The following is a 407-nucleotide window of genomic DNA, read 5'->3' on the forward strand; positions in this document are numbered from 1 at the left end:
GAACGCTTTCGCGATCACCTTCGAAGGACGCATCACTCCGACCAGCAACTAATCCCATGTGTCAGAACCAGATCCACCGATTACCTGACAGTCCCGTTCACTGCCGTTGGTGGCTCGTGTCGGGTGGTGGTCTTCGGTGTTTGCTGCCTGTGGTGGCTGGTGTGGGTGGGGTGTGTTGTGTAGGTGACCGGGCTGGGTCGGGTGTTGTCTGCGGGTGGTGGGTGCGCTGGGTGTGGTGGGTGTGGGTGGGGTTGTGGGTTGGGGGTGTTCTGCGTGGGGTCTGCGGTGTTGTCGGGTGTTGGTGGCCGGTGGTTGTCTGCGGCGAGGGGTGCGGTGTCTTCGCGGTCGCTGCTGGCGTGGTGGTCGCTGCTGCCCCTGGCGTCTCTGCCCGAGCTGGCCGCCGGAGG

This window comes from Rhodococcus sp. C26F (assembly GCF_053345925.1).